Annotated in this window: 17 protein-coding genes; 8 read left to right on the plus strand and 9 right to left on the minus strand. The window is 59.5% G+C overall.

Going from position 1 to position 17,372, the window contains the following annotated elements; genetic code table 11:
* The first annotated feature begins 98 nt into the window (after positions 1 to 98).
* Entirely contained in the window at positions 99 to 926 is an 828-nt protein-coding gene (gene dapD / locus ATO10_RS06815) for a 2,3,4,5-tetrahydropyridine-2,6-dicarboxylate N-succinyltransferase (protein ID WP_035249700.1), read from the plus strand.
* Complete coding sequence (locus tag ATO10_RS16385; protein ID WP_155886707.1) at positions 919 to 1,518, plus strand: AbiU2 domain-containing protein; 600 nt, start codon at positions 919 to 921, stop codon at positions 1,516 to 1,518. Before dapD ends, ATO10_RS16385 begins: the two co-directional genes overlap by 8 nt.
* Here ATO10_RS16385 and ATO10_RS06825 read toward each other — a convergent pair.
* Positions 1,507 to 3,078, minus strand: coding sequence for a choice-of-anchor L domain-containing protein (locus ATO10_RS06825; protein WP_035249894.1), 1,572 nt, complete (start codon positions 3,076 to 3,078; stop codon positions 1,507 to 1,509). The genes ATO10_RS16385 and ATO10_RS06825 overlap by 12 nt on opposite strands.
* Positions 3,079 to 3,292: 214 nt before the next feature.
* Between ATO10_RS06825 and ATO10_RS06830 the strand changes: the two genes are divergently transcribed.
* Positions 3,293 to 3,649: a hypothetical protein gene (locus ATO10_RS06830; protein ID WP_035249704.1), complete on the plus strand. Its 357-nt coding sequence runs from the start codon at positions 3,293 to 3,295 to the stop codon at positions 3,647 to 3,649.
* Positions 3,636 to 4,268 (plus strand): HAD hydrolase-like protein, encoded by a 633-nt coding sequence (locus tag ATO10_RS06835; RefSeq protein WP_162174084.1) that lies wholly within the window; start codon positions 3,636 to 3,638, stop codon positions 4,266 to 4,268. The genes ATO10_RS06830 and ATO10_RS06835 overlap by 14 nt, the downstream gene beginning before the upstream one ends.
* A 1-nt stretch (position 4,269) precedes the next feature.
* Here the strand turns inward: ATO10_RS06835 and ATO10_RS06840 are convergent, their stop codons facing one another.
* The 3 genes from ATO10_RS06840 to ATO10_RS06850 are packed head-to-tail and all read right to left on the minus strand — an operon-like array spanning position 4,270 to position 6,803.
* A complete protein-coding gene (locus ATO10_RS06840; RefSeq protein WP_035249708.1) occupies positions 4,270 to 5,328 on the minus strand; it encodes a transporter substrate-binding domain-containing protein in 1,059 nt (352 codons plus the stop codon).
* Positions 5,329 to 5,364: 36 nt separating this feature from the next.
* The gene (locus ATO10_RS15930) at positions 5,365 to 6,471 is read right to left on the minus strand and encodes a Hint domain-containing protein (RefSeq protein ID WP_051597991.1); all 1,107 of its coding nucleotides are present in this window, start codon (positions 6,469 to 6,471) and stop codon (positions 5,365 to 5,367) included.
* Positions 6,471 to 6,803, minus strand: a complete 333-nt coding sequence (locus ATO10_RS06850) for a hypothetical protein (protein ID WP_035249710.1) — start codon at positions 6,801 to 6,803, stop codon at positions 6,471 to 6,473. Before ATO10_RS06850 ends, ATO10_RS15930 begins: the two co-directional genes overlap by 1 nt.
* Before the next feature lie 226 nt (positions 6,804 to 7,029).
* Here ATO10_RS06850 and dapE point away from each other — a divergent pair, with 226 nt between their 5' ends.
* The 4 genes from dapE (at position 7,030) to ATO10_RS06870 (ending at position 12,291) form a co-directional block, all read left to right on the plus strand.
* Positions 7,030 to 8,181, plus strand: a complete 1,152-nt coding sequence (gene dapE / locus ATO10_RS06855) for a succinyl-diaminopimelate desuccinylase (RefSeq protein ID WP_202898648.1) — start codon at positions 7,030 to 7,032, stop codon at positions 8,179 to 8,181.
* Positions 8,178 to 8,600: a GNAT family N-acetyltransferase gene (locus ATO10_RS06860; RefSeq protein WP_035249714.1), complete on the plus strand. Its 423-nt coding sequence runs from the start codon at positions 8,178 to 8,180 to the stop codon at positions 8,598 to 8,600. Before dapE ends, ATO10_RS06860 begins: the two co-directional genes overlap by 4 nt.
* A gap of 36 nt (positions 8,601 to 8,636) precedes the next feature.
* Positions 8,637 to 10,892 carry a ribonuclease R gene (gene rnr / locus ATO10_RS06865; RefSeq protein WP_035249716.1) on the plus strand — a complete coding sequence of 752 codons (2,256 nt, stop codon included), beginning with the start codon at positions 8,637 to 8,639 and terminating at the stop codon, positions 10,890 to 10,892.
* Positions 10,893 to 10,980: 88 nt separating this feature from the next.
* Positions 10,981 to 12,291, plus strand: coding sequence for a lytic murein transglycosylase (locus tag ATO10_RS06870; protein WP_035249718.1), 1,311 nt, complete (start codon positions 10,981 to 10,983; stop codon positions 12,289 to 12,291).
* Here ATO10_RS06870 and ATO10_RS06875 read toward each other — a convergent pair.
* The 5 genes from ATO10_RS06875 to gpmI form a co-directional block, all read right to left on the minus strand.
* Positions 12,288 to 12,770, minus strand: a complete 483-nt coding sequence (locus ATO10_RS06875) for a hypothetical protein (RefSeq protein WP_035249720.1) — start codon at positions 12,768 to 12,770, stop codon at positions 12,288 to 12,290. The genes ATO10_RS06870 and ATO10_RS06875 overlap by 4 nt on opposite strands.
* Positions 12,758 to 13,249, minus strand: a complete 492-nt coding sequence (locus ATO10_RS06880; RefSeq protein ID WP_035249722.1) for an RNA pyrophosphohydrolase — start codon at positions 13,247 to 13,249, stop codon at positions 12,758 to 12,760. Before ATO10_RS06880 ends, ATO10_RS06875 begins: the two co-directional genes overlap by 13 nt.
* A 95-nt stretch (positions 13,250 to 13,344) precedes the next feature.
* A complete protein-coding gene (locus ATO10_RS06885; RefSeq protein ID WP_035249724.1) occupies positions 13,345 to 14,685 on the minus strand; it encodes a S41 family peptidase in 1,341 nt (446 codons plus the stop codon).
* A 6-nt stretch (positions 14,686 to 14,691) separates the two neighbouring features.
* Positions 14,692 to 15,828 carry a murein hydrolase activator EnvC family protein gene (locus ATO10_RS06890; protein WP_035249727.1) on the minus strand — a complete coding sequence of 379 codons (1,137 nt, stop codon included), beginning with the start codon at positions 15,826 to 15,828 and terminating at the stop codon, positions 14,692 to 14,694.
* Positions 15,828 to 17,345, minus strand: coding sequence for a 2,3-bisphosphoglycerate-independent phosphoglycerate mutase (gpmI, locus tag ATO10_RS06895; protein ID WP_035249729.1), 1,518 nt, complete (start codon positions 17,343 to 17,345; stop codon positions 15,828 to 15,830). The genes ATO10_RS06890 and gpmI overlap by 1 nt, the downstream gene beginning before the upstream one ends.
* Between the last annotated feature and the right edge of the window lie 27 nt (positions 17,346 to 17,372).

Raw genomic sequence — 17,372 nt, forward strand, 5'->3', positions numbered from 1 at the left:
ACGCGTCCTTTTAACCTGTTAGCAATCGTTGCGCTGGTGCGCGGCAAACGCTATAGGCTCACCCCCAACGACGCCAGTCATGAATTGAGGAAACGCTCATGTCCAACGCACAGCTTGAAGCCGCGATCGAGGCCGCCTGGGAGGCCCGCGATACCATCACCCCCGCCACCACTGGCGAAACCCGCGACGCCATCGAAAGCACGCTGGCCGCGCTGGATGGCGGCACCCTGCGTGTGGCCGAGAAACTGGAAAGCGGTGATTGGCATGTGAACCAGTGGGCCAAAAAGGCCGTTCTGCTGGGCTTCCGCATCAAGGACATGGAAGAACAATCCGGTGGCCCGCAAGGCTCGGGCTGGTGGGACAAGGTCGACAGCAAGTTCAAAGGCTGGGCCGCGCCCGAGTGGAAAGAGGCCGGTTTCCGCGCCGTGCCGAACTGCGTGGTTCGTAAATCCGCCTATATCGCGCCCGGTGTGGTGTTGATGCCGTCCTTCGTGAACCTAGGCGCCTATGTTGACGAAGGCACCATGGTTGACACTTGGGCCACCGTTGGCAGCTGTGCCCAGATCGGCAAGAACGTGCACCTGTCGGGCGGTGTGGGCATTGGCGGCGTGCTTGAGCCGATGCAGGCAGGCCCCACCATCATCGAAGACAACTGCTTTATCGGTGCCCGGTCCGAGGTGGTCGAAGGCTGCATCGTACGCGAAGGCTCGGTTCTCGGCATGGGCGTGTTCATCGGCCAGTCGACCAAGATCGTTGATCGCGAAACCGGCGAAGTGATGTACGGCGAAGTGCCGCCCTATTCGGTGGTCGTTGCCGGTTCGATGCCCTCGAAGAATGGCATCAACCTGTATTGCGCAGTGATCGTGAAGCGGGTGGATGCACGCACCCGCAGCAAAACCGGCATCAACGAGCTGCTGCGTGACTGACGAACTTGAAGTGCTCCGGGGGGACTTCAGTGCCTTCAGAGATGAATGTGTCTGGTGCCGTGTCGTTTTCAACACGCATCAGGCACTATTCGATCAAGGAGATGAAGTTGATCAGGTTCTCCGGGAAAGCGCAGCATGGTTTTTCCACGACTACAGTGTGATTTCTCAGGAATATCATGTGGTTCAGGTAGGGCGCTTGACCGAACGTGCTGACAATGGGCGCAATCGCAATCTTACCGTGGAGCATATAGAGAACAGCCTTGAATCTCTGGAAAAATCTAGCGACGAAGTTTCTGAACTCGCTAGAAGATTGGTCAAATATAGAGGCCGGATTGATCATTCTAGGAACAAGCTTGTTGCGCACCGCGATGTTCCAACGCTTCGAAAACCCCGGCAGCCAAGGACGTGGCCGAGTGCAGAAGTGTACAATTTTTTCTCAGATTTAAACGCATTCTGTGATGCGGTTGCAAATCAGATTGGGATGGAGCCTCTCGACTTCTCCGCAACACCGGCGAAAGGCGATGCGCTGGATTTAATAAAGCTACTCCGAAGCAAGAGAGCTTCAGAAATCGGCTCAAATTCAAGCGACTAAAGCCATTGCTTCGAACCGTTTCAGGCACATTCGGGCTGCCTTGCCATAGCCTTCACCCGTCAACGGATCGAGCTGCGGAAAGATTTCGCAGAGTTCCGACTGCACCTCGGATGAAAACCCGGGCATGGTTTGCGGGCCCGGCAGGTAGCTTTCGCTCCAGATACCGTTGGAGCGCAGTACCTCATGCTGGTCAAACAGCAGATGCACATAGGTTACCGTGCGGTCCTTTGGCCATCGGCGCACACCAGCGTGCCCGATCAAATGAATGGCGCTGACTAGAACCTCGGGGGTGGCGAACAAAAGTTCGGTTTTTGGGCCTTCGATCAGGATTCGGTGCTGGGGTGAAACCACCAGCTTGCCGTGCAGCCCGAAAGTGCCGGATTCAATCTGAACCGGTGCGGTGCGATCAGAGCATTCGTGACTTTTTCGGCCTGCCCAGCGCACCGGCTGATAGCCATGGTCGCGGGTCAGCACCAGATCCCCGGGCGCAATATCATCAATCCGCAAGGGGCCGCGCGCCGTGTCGATGACTGTTCCAGCCAGGAAACACGGCACAGTGTTGATTGTGGTATAGCCCACGTCCGAATTTCCAAGCCCGTCGGTGACGGTATAGGTGAAGATCGACTCCGAGGCCTGATCATCGCCCAGCACTTGGATTTCACCATCTGCTGTCAGCGTCAGCTCGACCCCGGTCGACAAAACCACCGTATCGCCCGCAGCGACCGCCTGACCGTTGATATGGGTAATGCTAAGCGTACCGCCCGTGTCATGATTGTCATTCTCAAGCACGTCGATGGTCATTTGGCCGTTGGCCCAAATGTCGTATTCGTCATCCTCGGCGATGACGACGGTTTGAAGGCTGTTCCCGGCGATGAAGAGGTTGCTGTCATAAGACGAATCCCCTGCATCGGCGATGCCAATCTTGATGGTATTCTCGGCACCGGGGGTGACCGGCGCTTTTAGCGACAAGGTGACGGTGAACCCATCCATTTCGGTGTTGTAGTTGTCATCGCTTGAGGCGTTGTCGACATAAAGATCGGAATTGCTGGCGTCGTTGATATTGTTGATCGAGACCGACCCGTCCCCCACAATCAGTTCGGCCTGCACGCCATTGACCCAGATGCCAACAGCATCGTTGAAGCCCGAACCGACGTATTCCAGATACTCTTCCGAAGAAAACACAATCTGCATGGTCAGAACGTCCCCATCGGGGACGAAGGTCGCCTCAAGTATCGAGGCATCATAGGTGGTGAACCCTGCAACGCTGTTCAGATCGGCGTCATTGTTCGCACCGGTGGTATTGGTGCTGGTCCCAGAAGAGGTGTTTACATCCCCCGACGCGTTGGTGACCGAACTGGCATGACCGGTCGACAGAATAACCCCGTCGTCCGAAGGTGCGACGCCCGGCATGGTGGTCTCAGCGCCAGTATAAATACCAGAGGAGCTGTCATCCCCGGAATAGGTCGCGCTGACAACGGTGACGCCGTTGCCAAATATGGCCTCGGCCATCTGATCCGCGTTGGCAGAAGTGTTGATTGCTAGTTCCGAAGCAGTTGCCATGCCACAATCCCGAATACCGATAACCAGAGCGCCCCGCGCAAGACTGGCGAAAGCCAACGGGACACCGATTTTTTAGCTCGGAAGTTCCTTCCAATTCCTTGCCGTGAAATGCACGGATGAATGGCATTTGAATCAAATTATTTCTGAGGGAATTGCCTGTCGGTCTGACCGGCTGACTTGACCTTCGCCAACCGGGCGCGATAAGGCCCGGGTTATGGAAAAGAAGAAGAAAAAACCGCAACAGGTGTTCACCTTGGTTGTTCAGGTTGGTCGCCACAAGGACGATGGCCTGCCAGATGATGCCACGGGCGGCGCGCTGATGTGTTTCGCCACCGGTGTAGACGAGGCCGAAGCCGTGCGCGAAACCGTCGCCGTGTTAAAGCAGGCCGATCTTTCGCCGCTGGATGTAACCGGTTACGGCACACGTCAGGACCGTATTGAACAAGGTCATGAAATCGACCCCGAAGAAGACGCGCTGATGCAACGCGCCTTGGAAGAAAACGCCGTGATCGTGGCGCAGTTCACGCCGTTCTTTGATGGGGAAGAAAGCGCTGGAAATGATCTTCCTTGATCTGGATGGTACGCTGACTGACCCGCAGGAAGGGATCATTCAATCAGCGATCTATGCGTTGCAAAAGCTGGGCCTTCCTGTACCCGACCCGACCGGGATGACATGGATGATTGGCCCCCCCTTGGTGGACAGCTTTAGCCAACTGGGCGTTGCCGACCCCGATCAGGCGGTGACTTACTACCGCGAAAGGTTCGCAACCGTGGGCCTGTTCGAAAATACCGTTTATGCCGGCATCCCTGCGGCGCTCGATCAGATGCAGAACGCCGGGCATGGCATGTGCCTTGCGACTTCTAAGCCCGAGGTTTTCGCGCGCCGGATCACGGCGCATTTCGGGCTGGATACCTATCTGAATGAAACGTGCGGCGCGTCGCTGGATCGCAGCCGGAACTCCAAAACCGCGGTTCTGCGACACGCCCTGAACCTGACCGGTGCGACAGCTGAAACTTCGGTGATGGTCGGCGACCGGCACCACGATTTTGACGCCGCAAAAGAGCTGGGCCTGCCCTCAGTGGCCGTGACCTGGGGATATGGGACGGAAGCCGAATATGCGCGCGCTGATGTGACCTGTACGCAGCCAAGCGAACTGCTGATGGCCATCCAGTCGGTCCTCAAGGGATAACTTACATCGCCCGTCCGAAATACTTGCGATGCAAACGGTCATAGGTACCGTCTTCGCGCAACCGCAACAGCACCCGGTTGATGGGCTCGACCAGCGGGCTGCCTGATGGCAACGCAAAGCCATAGCTTTCACGCCGGAATGGTGCGCCGACCATCTGCGCCACGTCGCGCCCTTCATGCGAGGCATAGAACGCCAGAACCGGCGCATCAAAAACGGCGGCGTCCATTTTGCCCTCTTCAAAGGCGATGACAAGGGCATCAAGGTCTTCAAAGCTGGCGAAATCCAGATCGCGATCTTCCAGATAGGCCGCGCTGGTCGACCCTCCGATGGTTCCGACCCGTTTGCCATACAGGTCGTTGACGGAATTCACCGACCCCTGAATCGCATCCACGGTCATTACAGCGGTAATTTTCGCAACGAAGACCGACACGACAAACAAGGACGACACCACTAGGATCACGCCGAAGATGCGGCCAAAGAAACTGCGCGGTTGGCGTTCTTCGAAGCCGCCATTCACCACAAGGTTCAGTGCCCACCAGAACGATGGAAACAAGGCCTGACGCGCCGGCAGTTCAAAGTAAGGCTGCTTGTCGCGCTCGAATTGCCACATCAGCATACCGCCGCCAAACAGCAACAGGAAAGCGATGGCGATCGCCAACAGCAGATCACGTGAAAACAGGGCATCCCAGATCACCACGTCTTCGCCGCCGCGTGGCACCATGATCTGAAGGCCACTTTCAAAGATGGCGTGGCTGAAATCCATGACCTGTTCACGTTGTGCGGTGATCGAGATGTTGGCCACGGCCAAATCGGCGCCATCCTCAGCCTGAACCGCGTTCAGCATGCCCGAGAAACTGTCCATCACCTGATAGGTCGTTGTGTGGTCCAGCTCTTTCGCGACGGCCTCCCACAGCTCGATGCTAAAGCCGGACTGGAGGCCGCTTTCGATGGTCGAGAACGGCGGCCGCTCAACCGTAACAACGGTAAGTTCTTCGGCCGAGGAAACCTGCGGCATCAGCGAGAAAAAGAGCGCACAGAGCGCGGGCAGCAGTTTTTTCATGGCGTGACCAGAGTGTGGGTCCGTCTGTTAAGAAGCTTATCGGCTCAGCAAAGCCGCGCGCAGCATTATAGCCTCATAATCGCGCAGCGACGGAAAAGCCAGTTTGTTATGGCTTGGCAGCACGTCAGGCGGGATAGATTTCAGCACTGTCGTCGCCAAAAGCTCGGGTGAATCGCGCAAGTGGCCAATAAACAGGCTTTCCATCTGCGCGCCCGCGACATGCAACATAGCATGTTGGTCCAGAATGATCTGATGATACCGGAACGTCGAGCCGACCGGGGCCGTGATCGCGAACCCGGTGTGCAGCAGGTCATAGGCCTGCACCAGAACGGCCTCCTGACCGAACAGGAACTCGACTTCTGCGCCGGTGATCAAGATGCGCTGTTCCGGGGCAACCAGCACATCCTGCCACAGCCCAAGATAAGGGGCGTTCAGTCGAATTGGCTGAAAGCGACCGCGCGCCGGAACGTCGCGTGTGCAGACGGACCCGATGGTCATGGGGTCCAGATCATCGCCGGTAAGAACCGTGTCGCCCGGCGCCAGTGATTCAACAGGTTTGAACCCGTCAGGCGTAAGCACGGGCGTTCCAGCGGCGAAACTGGGCATGATCGCGACGGGCTCTTGTTGATCTGACAGGCCCAGACAGCGCAGGGCAGGGCCAAACGCAACCTGAGCGCTGCGCCGGTTCAACGCCTCGATATCCGCGTGCAACCATGGCAGCGGATCGGAAAACTCTTTTTGATGGATGGTCCCGCAGCTGCTGAACTCTACCGAGAAAACCCCGATACGCGCAGCGCAATCCCATGAAATGGTAAACCGCATGCAGCCATCCTGCGGGCGCCCCGCGGTGGGGCGCAGGCTGACCTGCTGATGTTGTTCCCCCAGACGCCGTGCAAAGACCAAGGTGCCGTCCTCGCACATCTGAACCGAAATATGGCTGGTCACATCGGCTTTGCGATGCAGCACGAACAACGTGTGTTCCGTATCGTCAGAGCGCCCGATCTCGGCCTCCAGATACAGGCTGCCTGACATCAACAGCTGATCTGCCGCCAAACCTTTGTCAAACGGGGCCAGCAACCGCGCCACGATGGGCGCTGTGTCGTCGCCCATGGTCGGGACATCGGTGAGCGTGATCCAGGCCATCAGCCCACCACCCTGCCCATAAGCGCCTGGGTTTCGAGCCGGCGCGGGGGGCCATGTGCGGCGGGGCCATCGCCGTCTGCGGTATCGGTGCCCCGATAAGGAGCACGGTTCATGTTGGCGGCATCCTTGGCCTTGCCCGTGGACAGAATCACGCCATCACCCGCCGGGGTCAGGTCCGCCGCAATGTAATCCCCATCACGATAGATGCCCGACGCTGTACACGGCCCGGTATGGGGTGCATCAATGCCCTCAACACCGCCACCAAAGGTGACGTCTGCCGTATCCTCAGTCGAGGCCTTGGTATCAATCTGGAGTTTGTATGCTTCCGCCATCGTTTGCCCCAGCCCGGGGAAGCAACGCGCAGCTCTCCGCATTTGTGCGGAGGTCCTGTTTTATACTGCTCGGTGCCCTGCCTCGGGACTTTTTTATATTTGTTCCTGAAAATGCACGAAAAACCCCGATCTGTTAACTGGTGATTTCGAAGCCGCCCCTGAAATGTTACCCCTTGGCAACGTTGCACCCGCGGGGAGGTGGGGATAACGCTGACGTAGTAAGCGAATGGAGCCAAACTTGACCGACCCTGTCCAACTGACCGCCGAATTGATCCGCTGCCCTTCGGTCACGCCTGATGAGGGCGGGGCGTTGGTGTTGTTGCAGGATGTGCTGACGCAGGCTGGGTTTGACTGCACCCGCGTCGATCGCGGCGAAACGGCCAACCTGTATGCCCGCTGGGGGGCCAAGGGAGAGGCGCGCAGTTTTGGGTTCAACGGTCACACCGATGTAGTGCCTGTCGGCGACGCCGCCGCATGGAGCCAACCGCCCTTCAGTGCCAATGTGGTTGATGGCGTCATGTATGGGCGCGGCACCACCGACATGAAATCAGGCGTTGCGGCCTTTGCTGCTGCCGCGGTGGATTTCGTACGTGACACCCCACCAGAGGGCGCGATCATTCTGGCCATCACCGGTGACGAAGAAGGCCCCGCCACCGACGGCACCGTTGCCTTGCTGGATTGGATGGCCGACCAGCAAGAAGCCATGAGCGTTTGCCTTGTCGGCGAACCCACCTGCCCCAATGAAATGGGCGAGATGATGAAGATCGGTCGGCGTGGCTCTTTGACAGCTTACTTTACCGCGACAGGGGTGCAGGGGCATGTGGCCTATCCGCACCGCGCCCTGAACCCGGTTCCGGCGTTGGCTCGGCTGATGGATCGCCTGTCCAGCCATGTACTGGACGAAGGCACCGATCACTTTGACCCGTCGACCTTGGCGGTGACCACCTTTGACACCGGCAACCCTGCCACTAACGTGATCCCGGCAGATTGCCGCGCTACGGTGAACATCCGCTTCAACGATGCGCATACGCCAGACAGCCTGACCGCGTGGTTGCAGCAGCAGGTGGATCAGATCAGCGCCGAAATGGGCGTACAGATCACGACAGAAATCAGCGTTTCAGGCGACAGTTTTGTTACCCCACCGGGGGCTTTTGTCGATCTGGTCGCCAACGCCGTGCAGGCTGAAACCGGGCGCGTGCCGGAACTGTCCACCTCGGGCGGGACCTCGGATGCGCGCTTCATGAAAAACCATTGCCCGGTTGTTGAATTCGGCCTTGTTGGCAAAACCATGCACCAAGTCGATGAACGTGTTGAAGTCGCGCAGATCGAACAGCTCAAGGCGATCTATACCCGCATTCTGCAGGACTATTTCGCATGAGCGAATGGATCGGCATAACCGATGATCTGGCGGCCTGCCACGCCCTGCGGCGCCTTGTGTTCATTGAAGAACAGGGCGTGTCCGAGGCCGACGAGATGGACGATCTGGATGATCAGGCGATCCATCTTTTGGCCACGGTTGATGGTGTGCCTGTGGGCACCGCGCGGCTGATCCGTAAGGGAGAGACCGGCAAGATCGGCCGCGTCTGCGTGGTGAAATCGGCGCGCGGCACCGGGTTGGGCGCGCGGTTGATGCAGGCCTCTGTTGATCATTTCCGCGCCACGCCGGGTATCACCCGCGCGTATCTTTCAGCGCAGACCCACGCGCTGGGATTTTACGAAAGCCTGGGCTTTTTGGCTTACGGCGAAGAATACCCCGACGCTGGCATCCCCCACCGCGATATGGAGCTGCGGTTTTAGCAAGACGCCGCCGCCGTCGCGTGTTACCCAAAACGCATGAGCCAGATCCCGACCAAAGACCAGATCCTTGAATGGATCTCGGACAATCCCACCCTGACTTCGAAACGCGATATCGCCAAAGCCTTTGGCATCAAGGGGGCGGCGCGGATTGACCTAAAGCGCGTGCTCAAAGAGCTGGAGGCCGAGGGGCATCTGCAAAAGCGTCGCAAGACCTATCGTGACCCCGATAAACTGCCGCCCGTGTCGGTGCTGCAGATCGAAGGGCCGGATGGCGACGGCGATATCATGGCGCGGCCGCTGGAATGGCATGGCGAGGGCGAACGCCCCCGCGTGTTGTTCGTCGCCAAAGCCAGCGATCCGGCGCTGGGCAAGGGCGACCGTATCCTTGGCCGCCTGACCGAGGTGAAGGGCGAGGATCATCAATACGAGGCCCGCCTGATCCGTCGCATCGGCACCAACCCGCAGCGCATTCTTGGCGTCTTTCGCAAAGGGGCCGAAGGCGGGCGGATCGTGCCTGTCGACAAAGGCTCGGACAAGGAATGGCAGGTCGCCCCCGGTGCGACGCTGGACGCCAAAGATGGCGAGCTGGTCGAGGCCGAACAGGCCGGGCCGCGCAATCGTCTGGGCCTGCAAAAGGCGCGGATTGTCGAACGGCTGGGCGACCCCTCAGCGCCAAAGGCGGTGTCGCTGATCGCCATTCATCAGCATGGCATCCCCGATGCCTTCCCCGATGCGGTGATCGCCGAAGCGGACGCCGCCAAACCGGCAGGCATGAAAGGCCGCGAAGACCTGCGCGACATGCCATTGATCACGATTGATCCGTCCGATGCGCGCGACCACGATGATGCCTGTTACGCCCATGCCGACGACGACCCCAAGAACGAGGGTGGCTGGGTCGTTTGGGTCGCCATCGCCGATGTGGCCCATTACGTCACCCCCGGCTCGGCGCTGGACCGCGAGGCACGCAAGCGGGGCAATTCGACCTATTTCCCCGATCGCGTTGTGCCGATGCTGCCCGACCGTTTGTCGGGCGATCTGTGTTCGCTACACGAAGGTGTGCCACGCGCCTGTATCGCTGTGCGCATGGTGCTGGACAGCAAAGGCCAGAAGCTGCGCCACCGCTTTGTGCGCGGCTTGATGCAATCTGCGGCCTCGTTGAATTACGAAGAAGTTCAGGCGGCGGTTGACGGCAAGCCTAACGAAAAAACCGAACCTTTCCTGAACGATGTTCTTAAGCCGCTCTATGGCGCCTACGAGGCCACCAAGAAAGCCCGCGCTGCGCGTCAGCCGCTGGATCTGGACCTGCCTGAACGCCGCATCATTCTGGATGATGACGGGCAGGTGGCCTCGGTCGCGTTCAAGGACCGGCTGGATGCGCACCGGCTGATCGAAGAGTTCATGATTCTGGCCAATGTCGCCGCCGCCGAAGAGCTGACCAAACTGCGCCGCCCGCTGCTGTTCCGCGTGCACGAAGAACCCAGCCCCGAAAAGCTGGACGCGCTGCGCGAGGTCGCGCAGGCCAGCGGCTTTAATCTGGCCAAAGGGCAGGTGCTGAAAACCCAGCATCTGAACCAGCTGCTGGACGCGGCGATGGGGTCCGAGTTTTCCGAGCTGATTAACATCAGCACCCTGCGCTCGATGACGCAGGCCTATTACACGCCGGAAAACTATGGCCACTTTGGGTTGGCGCTGCGTTCTTACGCGCATTTCACCTCGCCCATCCGACGCTACTCTGATCTGGTTGTGCACCGCGCGCTTATTTCAGGCCATGATTGGGGCAAAGACGGGCTGAGCCACGAAGAAGTGGAGCAGTTGGAAGAAACCGCCACCCATATTTCTGATACGGAGCGCCGCTCCATGACCGCCGAGCGCGACACGACCGACCGCTATCTGGCGTCCTATATGGCGGATCGGGTCGGCAATGAATTTGCCGGTCGGATCGCCGGTATCGCGCGGTTCGGGGTGTTCGTGAAACTGGACGAAACCGGCGCGGATGGCTTGGTGCCGATCCGCGAGCTGGGCAATGAATATTTCCATTACGATCAGGAGAGCCAAAGCCTTCGGGGGGCCGACACCGGGTTTGAAATCAGCATCGGGCAACGGGCCAAAGTGCGCCTGTCCGAAGCGGTGCCGGTAACGGGTGGTCTGCTGCTGGAACTGCTTGAGATTGATGGCAAAGCGCCGCCGCGCGGCAACCGCCGCCGCCCGGGCACCGCACCCCGCCGCAAGGTGGCCCGTGGCAAGGCCAAAGCGGCCAAGACCAAGCGCAAGGTCAAACGCACCCGGCGCTGAATCGCTCAAATTCAAAGGATCGGCTTTGAGATTGTTTCGCACCGCGCTACAATCACCCCAACAATAAACGGGCAAACAGGTCGATTTCATGGTGAAGTGGGTAAAGGCCTTGGGCCTTGTTACATTGATGATACCGGGCGTGGCCTTGGCGGGGATGGATAGTTCTCCGATACCGAAACCGCGCCCCGAAGGCGTGCAGGTCGCGCGTCTGGCAAGTGCCGTTCCACCGCCGCGCCCCACCACCGGAGGCGCCGCAGTGGTTGAAACCAGCACCTCAAACAGTGCCTTTCAGCGTTGGATTGATGGCTTTCGGGGTCGTGCGCTGGCCAAGGGTATTTCCCCGCGTGTGTTCGACACTGCTTTTGCCAACATCAGGTACAACACAGATGTCATCGCCAAAGACCGGCATCAATCTGAATACACCAAGCAAATTTGGGATTATCTGGATTCTGCCGCCTCGCCGACGCGGGTGAAAAACGGCCAAAAAGCCCTGCGCGACCATGGCCGAACGCTTGAAAAGATCGAAGCCAAATACGGGGTAGACAAAGAAGTCGTTGCGGCCGTTTGGGGGCTTGAGAGCGCCTATGGAGAGTTCAAGGGTGACATCCCCACCATCGAGGCCCTGGCGACGCTGGCTTTTGATGGGCGGCGCGGCAAGTTCTTTGAAGCACAGCTGATTGACGCTTTGAAAATCCTTCAGGCGGGCGACGTGCCCGTGCGCAAGATGAAGGGCAGCTGGGCAGGGGCGATGGGGCATACGCAGTTCATCCCCTCCAGCTATCTGGCCTATGCCGTTGATTTCACCGGTGACGGTAAGCGCGATATCTGGAGCAACAATCCCACTGATGCACTGGCCTCGACTGCCGCTTATCTGGCCCGTCACGGTTGGGTTACGGGGCAACCTTGGGGGGTTGAGGTTAAACTACCCAAGGGCTTCAACTATGGTTTGGCCAGCCGCAAGATTCAAAAGATGCCCTCGGATTGGGGCGCGCTGGGCGTGCGCGATATGAACGGGCGTACGGTGCGCAATTACGGCGCGGCCTCGATCCTGCTGCCCGCCGGATCGCAAGGCGCGGCCTTCATGATCTTCAAGAACTTCGCGGTGATTGAACGCTATAATGTTGCCGATGCCTATGTGATTGGCGTCGGGCATCTGGCGGATCGCATTGGCGGCGGGCCTGAGATTCAGGCCAGTTGGCCACGCGGCTATGCGCCCCTGTCGTTCAAACAGAAAAAAGAGATGCAGCGTCGACTGACCCGCGCCGGATTTCTGGATGACAAGATCGACGGCATCATTGGCCCCAATACGATCAGCGCAATTCGCGAGTTTCAGAAATCCAAGGGCGTAACGCCCGATGGCTACCCCTCGCAAGAGCTGTTGAAACTGCTGAAAAGTTAGCGACGGAATTCCGGCTCGCAAGGCCCGCCCCGGGCACAGCGGGTCAGGTCTTTGATCATCTCATCCGAGGGGTTTGAAAACACGTTTCCACCACAGGGGCCTTCGATCAGCGCCCACCCTGCCGGCGTTTCTGTCTGACGCAAAAACATGACCGCATCGTCTTGATCGGGTACATGCGCGCACCACACCGCAAAGCAAAGTTCGGTTACCTCGACCCGAGTCTCAAACAGCACCGTGAATCCATTGGTCGCGATCCGATACCCTTGAAAATGTGATGTATAGAGGCTGCTTTCCGGGGCGTTATCCGACAGGTCCGGAGCCGGCAAATCTGGCCGCCCGCTCAACGAGCCGCGCACCACCACATAGACTTCTTCGCTGTCGCGCGCCTTAACATAGCTGGCGACGGGGTCAGCGGGCACGCAGCTCAACGCCTGCGCCTGCGTGGCACACAGCGCCAGTGCAGCGGCTAAACCGCGCAAAGGTCACCTTTGAAACTGTCGACGACAGCGGCGTAAACATCGCGTTTGAACGGCACGATGTTGTCGACCAGCTGATCGGCGGGCAACCAGACCCATTCGGAAAACTCCGGGTGGTCGGTTTCAATGTTGATCTGACTGTCGTCGCCCTTGAACCGCATCAAAAACCATAGCTGCTTTTGCCCGCGATACTTGCCCTTCCAGACCTTGCCAACCAGATGATCGGGCAGGTCATAAAACAGCCAGTCCGCGGTCTGCCCGACAACTTCCACCAAATCACCGGTCACGCCGGTCTCTTCCCACAACTCCCGCAATGCGGCGTCAGAAGGGTCTTCTCCGGGATCAATCCCGCCCTGCGGCATTTGCCACGCGGCAACCTCGGAATCCTTGCGCTGACCGACGAAAATGTCGCCTTTCGCATTCATCAGCATCACACCGACACAGGGGCGATAGGGCAATTGGGTGGTGTCTTGCGGGGTCATTTTTCTCGTCCGTAACCACTTGGTGGTGCGGTTCGCGCAGCGAACCGGGCAGCGCCAGTTCCTCCCAGCGGGAGGGCAGGCGCTGCCCCCTTGGCTTAGTCTTGTGCGCCGCCCAGGGCCGACAGACCTTTCAGAATGTCGACAGCATAGGCCAGCTGATAGTCGTCCTCGCGCAGCTCGGCGGCCTCTTCAGCGCGCTTTTGCTCTTCTTCAGCTTGCTTGCGCTCGTCTTCGGTCATCGAGTCATTATCCAGGCTGCCGCGCAGGTCCGCTTCCGAGCGGCTGCGACGCGTGGTTTCTTCCTCGGTCTCTGCATCAGCGGGCAGACGCAGGGGCTGTTCGACCACGATATCGGGCGAAACGCCCAAGGCCTGGATCGACCGACCTGACGGGGTGTAATAGCGCGCCGTGGTCAGGCGCATCGCACCATTGCCGCTCAGCGGCATGACGGTCTGAACCGAGCCTTTGCCAAAGCTCTTGGTGCCCACCACGATGGCGCGGCGGTGATCCTGCAGCGCACCTGCCACAATCTCGGACGCCGAGGCCGACCCGCCGTTGATCAGAACGACCATCGGTTTGCCGCCGGTCAGATCGCCTTCGACCGCATTGAACCGATCGCTGTCCTGCGGGTTGCGGCCGCGAGTCGATACGATCTCTCCGGCATTCAGAAACGCATCCGACACTTTGATCGCCTGAGTCAGCAAGCCGCCCGGGTTGTTGCGCAGGTCCAAAACCACACCGTTCACATTGTCAGCGCCGCCCAGTTCTTCGATGCTTTCTTCCAGCTCTTTCGCAAGATTGGGATAGGTCTGATCGTTGAACGTGGTCACGCGCAGCACAACCGTGTCACCCACCACGCGTGAGCGCACAGCGGTCAGCTTGATGGTGTCGCGGGTGATGGTCACATCAAAGGGCTCGTCCAGCCCTTCGCGCACCACAGTGATGATAATGTCGCTGCCCACCGGGCCGCGCATCATTTCCACGGCTTGGTCCAGCGTCAGGCCCAACACGCTTTCGCCATCGACATGGGTGATGAAATCGCCCGCTTCGATGCCCGCAGCATCAGCCGGTGTGTCGTCGATCGGCGAGACGACTTTCACAAAGCCTTCTTCCTGCGTCACTTCGATGCCCAGCCCGCCGAACTCGCCCCGGGTCTGCACCTGCATGTCGTCGAAATCTTTCGGCGGCAGATAGCTGGAGTGCGGATCCAAAGACGTCAGCATGCCGTTGATTGCAGCCTCGATCAGATCGGCGCTGTCGACCTCTTCGACATATTGCGCGCGGATGCGTTCAAAGATGTCACCAAACAGGTCCAGCTGTTCATAGACAGAACTTGTCTTTTCCGCCTGCTGGGCGATCAGCGGACCGGCGAATTGCGTGGTCAGGATCGCGCCTGCAAGGGTGCCGCCCATGGCGGCCATCACGAATTTCTTCATGGCAATTTATTCCTTCCTCACACGGAACCACGGGGCCGGGTCCACGGGGGTGTTGGCCTTTCTCAACTCTATATAAAGCGTTTCTGTGCGCGCGCTACCACCGCCTTCTGAGAGATTGGCGCCATTTGCGGTCACTTTTGGGTCAATACCTCCCATCAATCCGACAGGTGCGCCCGGTGGCAACACCTGACCGACGCTTCCAAACACCTGATCCATCCCGGCCAAAACCAGCAATGTGTCGCCTGCGGGCTCCAGAATGATCACGTTGCCATAGTCCAGCAGAGGCCCCAAATAACGGATCGTCGCGGCGTCGGGGGTCGTGACCAGGGCTTGCGGGGCGGTGGCCAACAACATGCCCGGACGCGTGATTCCGGCGGCGTCGGATTCTTGGAACTTGCGCAGCACCACGCCCTGAACCGGCAGGGGCAGGGCGCCGTTGGCTTGATCAAACCCATTGCTCGCCGGCGGAAGCGCGTCGTCGGCACTTAACCCGGTCAGGCCGCTTGCAAAGGCTTCAAGCGTGTCCGAGCTTTCCAAAAGCTGCAAAAGCTTGTCTGCATCAGCCGCAAACCGTTGCGGTAAGTCGCGGCGATCTGAAATAGCTTGCGACAATGCGGTTCGGGCGGTTTGCACCCCTTGCAGCCCGTCAGACAGGGTTTGTTCGGCATTCACCTGCAAATCGTGCAGCAGAGCAACCTCTTCCAGCTGGCTGCGCAGCGCCTCAGCCCGCGCCTGCAGGGCCGGGGTGATCTCGCCCAACACCATGGCGGAACGCGCTGTGCCGACCGGCCCGGAAGGGTGCAACAACAAAAGCGTTTCGGGCGAACGTTCCATCGTCACCAACACCGCCAAAAGCTGCGCGACCTCTTCGTGGCGGGCGTCCAGTTCCAGTTGGATCGCCTGTTGTCGGATGGCAGCGCGGCGCAGTCCTTCGCGCAGAGCCACCAGACCGGATTCATAGGCGCGCACGGTTTGCGTCAGCGCGGCAACACGGTCTTGCGCGCCTTTCGCGTCTTGCAGGGCCAGACCAGCCATGTCGATCTGCTGTGCCGCGCGGCGGGCCTCAAACACCGGATCGGTCTGGGCCATCGCGGGCAAAACCAGCCCGGCCCAGATTGCAAGTGCTGAGGCCCAGATCCGCATCAGACGATCAGGCTTTCGCCGGTCATCTCGTCGGGTTTGTCCAGCCCCATCAGCGCCAGAATTGTCGGCGCCAGATCTGACAACCGCCCATCGCGCAGCTGCGCGCCCTCGGCCCCGCCAACCAAGGCCACGGGCACCGGGTTCAGCGTGTGCGCGGTGTGCGGCCCGCCGGTTTCGGGGTCAAACATCATCTCGCAGTTGCCGTGATCGGCGGTCACGATCATCGCGCCACCGGCCTTTTCCAAAGCGGCGATGGCTTTGCCCAAGCCCTGATCGACGGCCTCACAGGCCTTGATCGCGGCGTTCAGATCACCGGTATGACCGACCATGTCGGGGTTGGCATAGTTCACCACGATCATGTCGTAGCCAGCCTCGATGGCCTCGACGAACTTGTCGGTCACCTCGGGCGCGCTCATCTCGGGCTGCAGGTCATAGGTCGCGACCTTGGGCGACTTTGGCATGAACCGGTCTTCGCCCTCTTCGGGCACCTCAACGCCGCCGTTCAAAAAGAAGGTGACATGAGGGTATTTCTCGGTCTCGGCCAGACGGAACTGCTTTAGCCCCTTCTTGGCAACCCATGCGCCCAGCGTGTTGACGATTTTGCGCTTGGGATAGGCGGTGGTCATATATTCATTGTGTCCGTCCGAATATTCCACCATCCCCAACAGCGCCGCCAGTTGCGGGCGCTTGCCAGTTTCAAAATCCGCGAAACCCGGCTCGCCAATGGCGCGCAGAATTTCACGGGCGCGGTCAGCGCGGAAGTTCAGGCAGAAGAACCCGTCGCCATCTTTCACGCCGTCGGGGTCGTTGATGACCGAAGGCTCGATGAATTCATCGGTTTCGCCACGGGCGTAGGCGGCGGCCACGGCCTCTTCGGCGCCGGACACCTCTTCGCCCATGCCATTGATCATGGCGTGATAAGCCAGTGAAACCCGCTCCCACCGGTTGTCGCGGTCCATGGCGTAATAGCGCCCGGTCACGGTGGCAATTTCGGCACCATCCGGCAGTTTAGAGACGAATTCTGCCATATACGCATCCGCCGACTTGGGCGCCACGTCGCGCCCATCCGTCACCGCATGCACCACAACCGGCACGCCCGCATCGGTAATCGCTTTGGCAGCGGCCAGAGTATGCACGATATGGCCATGCACCCCGCCGTCGGAAATCACGCCCATGATATGCGCCTTGCCACCGGTCGCTTTGACCTTGGCGATGAAATCGACCAAGGCGTCGTTTTCAAAGAACGACCCATCCTCGATCGCCAGGTCGATTTGACCCAAATCCATCGCCACCACCCGGCCCGCGCCGATATTGGTGTGCCCAACCTCGGAGTTGCCCATCTGCCCGCTGGGCAGGCCAACGTTAGGACCATGGGTGATCAGCTTGGCATGGGGACCTTTCGACATGATCGCATCAAAATTGGGCGTATTGGCCAAAGCCGGTGCGTTGGCGGTGGTATCTTCGCCAATACCCCAGCCATCAAGAATACAAAGAACAACAGGTTTCGGAGCAGTCATCTTGGGCGCCTTCTATAGAGTTGATTT

It is taken from the genome of Actibacterium atlanticum (genome assembly GCF_000671395.1).
Taxonomy (GTDB): domain Bacteria; phylum Pseudomonadota; class Alphaproteobacteria; order Rhodobacterales; family Rhodobacteraceae; genus Actibacterium_D; species Actibacterium_D atlanticum.